5 protein-coding genes are annotated in these 6,641 nt (G+C 70.5%); 4 read left to right on the plus strand and 1 reads right to left on the minus strand.

The features are described 5' to 3' along the window. Both RMN98_RS16520 and RMN98_RS16525 read left to right on the plus strand, forming a co-directional pair. Positions 1–1,923, plus strand: a 1,923-nt coding sequence (locus RMN98_RS16520) for a polyribonucleotide nucleotidyltransferase (RefSeq protein WP_309649911.1), incomplete at its 5' end; no start/stop codon positions are given. Between the two features lie 146 nt (positions 1,924–2,069). Continuing rightward, complete coding sequence (locus tag RMN98_RS16525) at positions 2,070–3,320, plus strand: pitrilysin family protein (protein WP_309649912.1); 1,251 nt, start codon at positions 2,070–2,072, stop codon at positions 3,318–3,320. 15 nt (positions 3,321–3,335) lie between these two features. On the opposite strand, the gene RMN98_RS16530 is transcribed toward RMN98_RS16525, so the two are convergent. Further along, positions 3,336–3,851 (minus strand): class I SAM-dependent methyltransferase, encoded by a 516-nt coding sequence (locus RMN98_RS16530; RefSeq protein WP_309649913.1) that lies wholly within the window; start codon positions 3,849–3,851, stop codon positions 3,336–3,338. An 86-nt stretch (positions 3,852–3,937) separates the two neighbouring features. On the opposite strand from RMN98_RS16530, the gene dapB reads away from it, so the two are divergent. Both dapB and RMN98_RS16540 read left to right on the plus strand, forming a co-directional pair. Then, on the plus strand, positions 3,938–4,678 hold the full coding sequence (gene dapB, locus RMN98_RS16535) for a 4-hydroxy-tetrahydrodipicolinate reductase (RefSeq protein ID WP_309649915.1): 741 nt from the start codon (positions 3,938–3,940) through the stop codon (positions 4,676–4,678). 159 nt (positions 4,679–4,837) lie between these two features. After that, a complete protein-coding gene (locus RMN98_RS16540) occupies positions 4,838–6,448 on the plus strand; it encodes a M4 family metallopeptidase (RefSeq protein ID WP_309649914.1) in 1,611 nt (536 codons plus the stop codon). Positions 6,449–6,641: the final 193 nt, after the last annotated feature.

Here is a 6,641-nt window from a genome sequence, read left to right on the forward strand (position 1 = left end):
ATCGACCGCCCGCTGCGCCCGACCTTCAAGAAGGGTCTGCGCAACGAGGTCCAGGTCGTCATCACCGTCATGGCGCTCAACCCCGACGCCCCCTACGACGTGCTGGCGATCAACGCCGCGTCGCTCTCCACGCAGCTCTCCGGCCTGCCCTTCTCCGGCCCCGTCGGCGGCGTGCGCGTCGCCCTGATCGAGGGCCAGTGGGTCGCCTTCCCGAGCCACAGCCAGCTCGAGAACGCCGTCTTCGACATGGTCGTCGCCGGCCGTGTCACCGACACCGGCGACGTCGCGATCATGATGGTCGAGGCCGAGGCCACCGAGCAGACCTGGACCCTGGTCCAGAACGGCGTGCAGGCTCCCACCGAGGAGGTCGTGGCCGGTGGCCTCGACGCCTCCAAGCCCTTCATCAAGCAGCTGTGCGAGGCCCAGGCCGAGCTGGCCAAGACCGCCGCCAAGCCGGTCCAGGACTTCCCGGTCTTCCTCGACTACGAGGACGACGTCTACGACGCCGTCTCCGCAGCCGCCTCCGCAGGTGCCGGCGCAGCGCTCGTCATCGCCGACAAGCTCGAGCGCGAGGCCGCGCTCGACACCGTCAAGGCGTCGCTGCTCGACCAGCTCGGGGCCCAGTTCGAGGGTCGCGAGAAGGAGATCGGGGCCGCGTTCAAGTCGGTCACGAAGTCCCTCATGCGCGAGCGCGTCCTGCGCGACAAGGTCCGCATGGACGGTCGTGGTCTGGCCGACATCCGCGCGCTGCACGCCGAGGTTGGCGTCATCCCGCGCGTCCACGGCTCGGCGCTGTTCGAGCGCGGCGAGACCCAGATCCTGGGTGTCACCACGCTCAACATGCTGACCCTGGAGCAGAAGCTCGACACGCTCTCCCCGGAGAAGTCGCGTCGCTACATGCACAAGTACATCTTCCCGCCGTTCTCCACGGGCGAGACCGGTCGCGTGGGCTCGCCCAAGCGCCGCGAGGTCGGCCACGGTGCGCTCGCGCGCCGCGCGCTGCTCCCCGTGCTCCCCGCCCGCGAGGAGTTCCCCTACGCGATCCGCCAGCTCTCCGAGGCCATGGGCTCCAACGGCTCCACCTCGATGGGCTCGGTCTGCGCCGCGACCCTGTCGCTGCTGCAGGCCGGCGTCCCGCTCCGGGCCCCCGTCGCGGGCATCGCGATGGGTCTCATCTCCGGTGAGGTCGACGGCAAGACCGAGTACGTCGCGCTGACCGACATCCTCGGCGCCGAGGACGCGATGGGCGACATGGACTTCAAGGTCGCCGGCACCCCGGAGTTCGTGACCGCGCTCCAGCTCGACACCAAGCTCGACGGCATCCCCGCCGAGGTCCTCGCCGCTGCCCTCAACCAGGCCAAGGACGCCCGCACGGCGATCCTCGCGGTCATGAACGAGGAGATCAGCGTCCCCGAGGAGATGTCGGTCCACGCGCCGCGCATCATCACGGTCCGCATCCCCGTCGACAAGATCGGCGAGGTCATCGGTCCGAAGGGCAAGGTCATCAACCAGATCCAGGACGACACCGGCGCGTCGCTGTCGATCGAGGACGACGGCACCATCTACATCGGTGCCACCAACGGTGAGGCGGCCGAGGCTGCCCGCCAGGCCGTCAACGCGATCGCCAACCCGACCATGCCCGAGGTCGGCGAGCGCTACCTCGGCACGGTCGTCAAGACGACCAACTTCGGTGCCTTCGTCTCGCTCATGCCCGGCAAGGACGGCCTGCTGCACATCAGCAAGCTGCGTGGCCTCGCCGGCGGCAAGCGCGTCGAGGCCGTCGAGGACGTCCTGTCCGTGGGCCAGAAGGTCCAGGTCGAGATCGCCGAGGTCGACGACCGCGGCAAGCTCTCGCTGATCCCCGTGGTCGAGGAGACCGACGGTGAGGGCGACGCCCCCGCCGAGGGCTCGGACACCGAGTGACCAAGGCTTCATCGTCGACCCGCCCGAGCTCCGCGGGCGGGTCGACGCCGTCTCGGGGGGCGCGGGTCCCCGGCCTCCGCACCAAGACGGGTCAGCCGGTCGGCTCCACGCGCACGCTCCAGACCGTCCGCGACGGTGACGGACAGGTGACCTCACGCGTCCGTCGTACGGTGCTGCCGGGGGGCCTGCGCGTCGTCTCCGAGCAGATCGCAGGCGCCCGCTCCTCCGCGATCGGTGTGTGGGTGGGCGTGGGCTCGCGCGACGAGACCGCCAAGCTCCACGGTGCCTCGCACTTCCTCGAGCACCTGCTCTTCAAGGGCACCACCGAGCGCTCGGCGCTCGACATCTCCATCGCGCTGGACGCGGTGGGCGGTGAGTTCAACGCGTTCACCGCCAAGGAGTACACCTGTTTCCACGCGCGGGTCCTCGACGAGGACCTGCCGCTGGCCGTCGACGTGCTCGGCGACATGATCACCAACAGCACGATCACCGACGAGGACGTCGAGGCCGAGCGGGACGTCATCCTCGACGAGATCGCGATGCACGACGACGACCCCGACGACGTCGTCCACAACCTCTTCGCCGAGCAGGCGTGGGGACGTGAGTCGCCCCTGGGGCGCGACATCGCGGGCACCGTGCTCTCCATCGAGGCGTTGACCCGGGCGCAGGTCCGGCGGTTCTACCGTCGGCACTACACCGCCCCCAACATGGTGGTCGCGGTCGCCGGCAGCGTGGACCACACCGCGCTGGTGCGCCAGGTGCGCCGGGCCTTCGGCCGCAACGGGTTCCTCGACGGCGACGCCGTGCCGGCACCCCCGCGTACGTCGGGCCGTGGCTCGCGGATCACGCCCGGCACCGTCGAGGCGACCCGGCCCTTCGAGCAGGTCAACCTGGTGCTCGGCATGAAGGGCATGGCGCGCGGTGACGAGCGCCGCTTCGCGCTCGGCGTGCTCAACACCGCCCTCGGCGGGGGCACCTCGAGCCGGCTCTTCCAGGAGGTCCGGGAGCGACGGGGGCTGGCCTACTCGGTGTTCTCCTTCGCCTCCCACCACGCCGACTCCGGCATCGTCGGGGTGTCGGTCGGCTGCCTGCCGAGCAAGCTCGACGAGGTGCTCGCCACCGTGCGCACAGAGCTGTTGCGCGTCGCGGCCCACGGCATCAGCGCCGAGGAGCTCGCGCGCGGCAAGGGTCAGCTGCGTGGGGGACTGGTCCTCGGGCTCGAGGACTCCGGCTCGCGGATGTCGCGGCTCGGCAAGTCCGAGCTGGTCCACGACGAGCTGCTGAGCATCGACGAGGTCCTCGCCCGCATCGATGCCGTCACGCTCGACGAGGTGTCGACCGTCGCGGCCGAGATCTTCTCCCAGCCGGAGATCCTGGCGATCGTCGGGCCCGCCTAGCGGAGCAGCCGGGCCCTACCGACGACCGATGATGCCGATGACGGCGGGACGCTTGTTGTCCACGACCGACACCCGGAAGCCGCCGTCGCTCAGCGCGGCGGAGGCCTGCTCCACGACACGCGGTACCTCCTCGGGACGCGGGACCTCGTAGAAGAGGTAGACCCCGCCCCCGGGGAGGACGCGCTCGTGCAGCAGCGCGACCTCGTCGGCGCAGTCGCGCACCCAGAACAGGTTGACGTTGAACGAGAAGACCTTGTGCAGCCGCTTGACCGGGACCCGCAGGGTCGCCAGGTCGATCTGGCGCACGGTCAGGCGACCGGACTCGACATGGGCCGCGTTGCGGCGCTTGGTGCGGTCGACGCCGGACTCCGAGCGGTCGATAGCGAAGAGCTTGCCAGTCTCCAGCCGGTCGCAGATCAGCTCAGCCGCGGCCCCCGGGCCGCAGCCGATCTCGAGGACGTGGTCAGAGGGCTGGACGTCCAGGAAGTCGACGGCCCAGCGAATCCGCGACGGGATGGTGTTCACCGGCATGTCACCAGACTGCCAGAAACGGACCCTGCCGCGCTGAGAACGCCATGCAGGTGGACCGCTAAGTTGGTCACGTGGCTGAGCAGATCATGGTGGGCGTGCTGGGCGCGCGGGGCAAGGTCGGCGCCGAGGTGTGCCGCGCGGTCGAGGAGGCCGAGGGTCTCGCGCTCGTCACGCAGGTCGACCAGGGCGACCCGATCGAGGCCCTCGTCGAGGCCGGGACCCAGGTGGTCGTGGACTTCACCCACCCCGACGTCGTCATGGACAACCTCGCGTTCTGCATCGAGCACGGCATCCACGCCGTCGTCGGCACCACCGGCTTCGACGAGTCGAGGCTCGCGGTCCTGCGCGACCAGCTCGACGCAGCACCCGAGGTGGGGGTGCTGATCGCGCCCAACTTCTCGATCGGCGCCATCTTGATGATGCGCTTCGCCGCGCAGGCCGCCCGCTTCTACGAGTCGGTCGAGGTCGTGGAGCTCCACCACCCCGACAAGGCCGACGCACCCTCCGGCACCGCACGTCGTACGGCGGAGCTCATCGCGGCCGCCCGCCGCGAGGCCGGCATGTCCCCGCCGCCCGACACCACCTCCACGGGGCTCGAGGGCGCCCGCGGCGCCGACGTCGACGGCATCCGCGTCCACGGTCTGCGCATCCGCGGCATGGTCGCCCACCAGGAGGTCATCCTCGGCGGGGTCGGGGAGACCCTCACGATCCGCCACGACTCCATGGACCGCGCCTCCTTCACCCCCGGCGTCCTCACCGGGGTGCGCCAGATCGCGGCCCATCCCGGCCTGACCGTCGGCCTCGAGCACCTCCTCGAGCTGGACTGACCCCGCCTTCGTGCGATGGCAGCGAACCGCTGCGCCACTTCTGCAAGTTCGTGCAGTGCAGCGAATCGCAGGCCCTCAACCCGTGCGCGCACGCGTGCGCAGGGGCCACTGTGGCAGCACAGACGCTCACTCGGGAACGTCCACGTTGAGAGGTACAGCATGCGTAAGACTCTCGGTCTCGCCGCCGCCGCCGTCCTGGCAGCAGGCACCCTCGGTGTCCAGGCGACCTCCGCCACGAGCGCCCCTGGCTCGTCCGACCGCCGGCCCGACGTGGTCGCCGGCGCACTCCAGGCCCTCCAGCAGCACCCGCGTGCTGCGCTTCCTGCGGCCGAGCAGGAGTTCCTGCCCGTCGACACGATCGTCGATGCCGACGGCAGCAGCCACGTCCGGCTCCAGCGCACGATCGACGGCCTCGAGGTCCTCGGCGGCGACCTCGTCGTGCACCGCGGCCCCGAGGCCGGGTGGCGCGGTGTCAGCCAGACGCTCGCGACACCGCTGACGCTCTCCACCGTGCCCGCGGTCGCCCAGGCAGCCGCCCGCACCCAGGCGCTGAGCCCGGCCAGGGCCACGGCGACGATCACCAACCTCCGGGCCGCCGACCAGGCCCCGCGCCTGGTCGTCGACGCGGTCGCCGGTGCCCCGCGCCTCGCCTGGGAGGTCCTGACGCTGGGTCGCCAGGGCGACGGGACACCGAGTCGTCTGGCCACCTACGTCGACGCGAAGTCCGGCCAGGTCATCCGTCGCGAGGAGCAGATCCACACCGCCGACGGCTCCGGTCAGTCGCTCTACAGCGGCACCGTCCCGATCAGCATCACCCAGTCGGGCTCCACCTTCACGCTCACCGACGCCGCCCACGGCAACGCCAGGACCACCGACATGCAGAACAAGACCGACTCGCCCATCTGCGGCGTGCTCGGCTCCTGCAGCAACGGCGTCGCGTTCTCCAGCCCCGACACGTCCTTCGGCAACGGCACCAACGCCAACCGCGAGTCGGCGGCCGTGGATGCCCACTACGGCGGCGCCGTGACCTTCGACTACTTCAAGCTCGTGCACGGACGCAACGGGATCTTTGACAACGGCACCGGCGCCCCCAGCCGCGTCCACTACGGCCGCAACTACGTCAACGCCTTCTGGGACGGCACCAAGATGACCTACGGCGACGGCAACGGCACGACGTTCGGGCCGCTGGTGTCCCTCGACGTGGCGGGCCACGAGATGAGCCACGGCGTCACCGAGAACACCGCCAACCTGACCTACTCCGGTGAGTCCGGCGGCCTCAACGAGGCGACGTCCGACATCTTCGGCACGATGGTGGAGTTCTACGCCGCCAACGCCAACGACCCGGCCGACTACCTGATCGGCGAGGAGTTCGACCTGGCGGGAGGCAAGGGCTTCCGTCGCATGGACAACCCGATCGCCGACGGCAGCTCGCCCAACTGCTACAGCACCAACACCAAGAACCTCGACGTCCACTACTCCTCGGGCGTCGCGAACCACTTCTTCTACCTGCTGGCCGAGGGTTCGGGCGCCAAGACCATCGGCGGCACCGCCCACAGCTCGAGCACGTGCAACGGCTCGACCGTCACCGGCATCGGCCGCGACGCGGCCCAGAAGATCTGGTTCCGTGCGCTGGACGTCTACATGACCTCCGGCACCACCTACGCACAGGCCCGCACCGCCACGCTGAGCGCGGCCGCGGACCTGTTCGGCAACGGCAGCACGCAGTACACCACTGTGGCTGCGGCGTGGAGCGCCGTCAGCGTCGCCTGACAGCTCTCCTCACGGGGGAAGGGGCCCGTGCCGGACGGAACCGGCGCGGGCCCCGTCCTGCGTCTGTGATCGGTGCGCCGGTGCGCCGGTGCGCCGGTGCGCCGGGGTGGCGATGGGTCCTGGGCGGTCTGGCGGCGATGGCATCACCCCCGAGTCACCGCTCCTGCGATGAGCGAGGTGCTCAGACCAGGCG

The sequence above is a fragment of the Nocardioides sp. genome (genome assembly GCF_031397825.1).
GTDB lineage: Bacteria > Actinomycetota > Actinomycetes > Propionibacteriales > Nocardioidaceae > Nocardioides.

Coding starts and splice junctions, on each gene's coding strand:
- RMN98_RS16530 (WP_309649913.1), bottom strand. CDS start 3,851: ATGCCGGTGAACACCATCCCGTCGCGGATTCGCTGGGCCGTCGACTTC.
- dapB (WP_309649915.1), top strand. CDS start 3,938: ATGGTGGGCGTGCTGGGCGCGCGGGGCAAGGTCGGCGCCGAGGTGTGC.
- RMN98_RS16540 (WP_309649914.1), top strand. CDS start 4,838: ATGCGTAAGACTCTCGGTCTCGCCGCCGCCGCCGTCCTGGCAGCAGGC.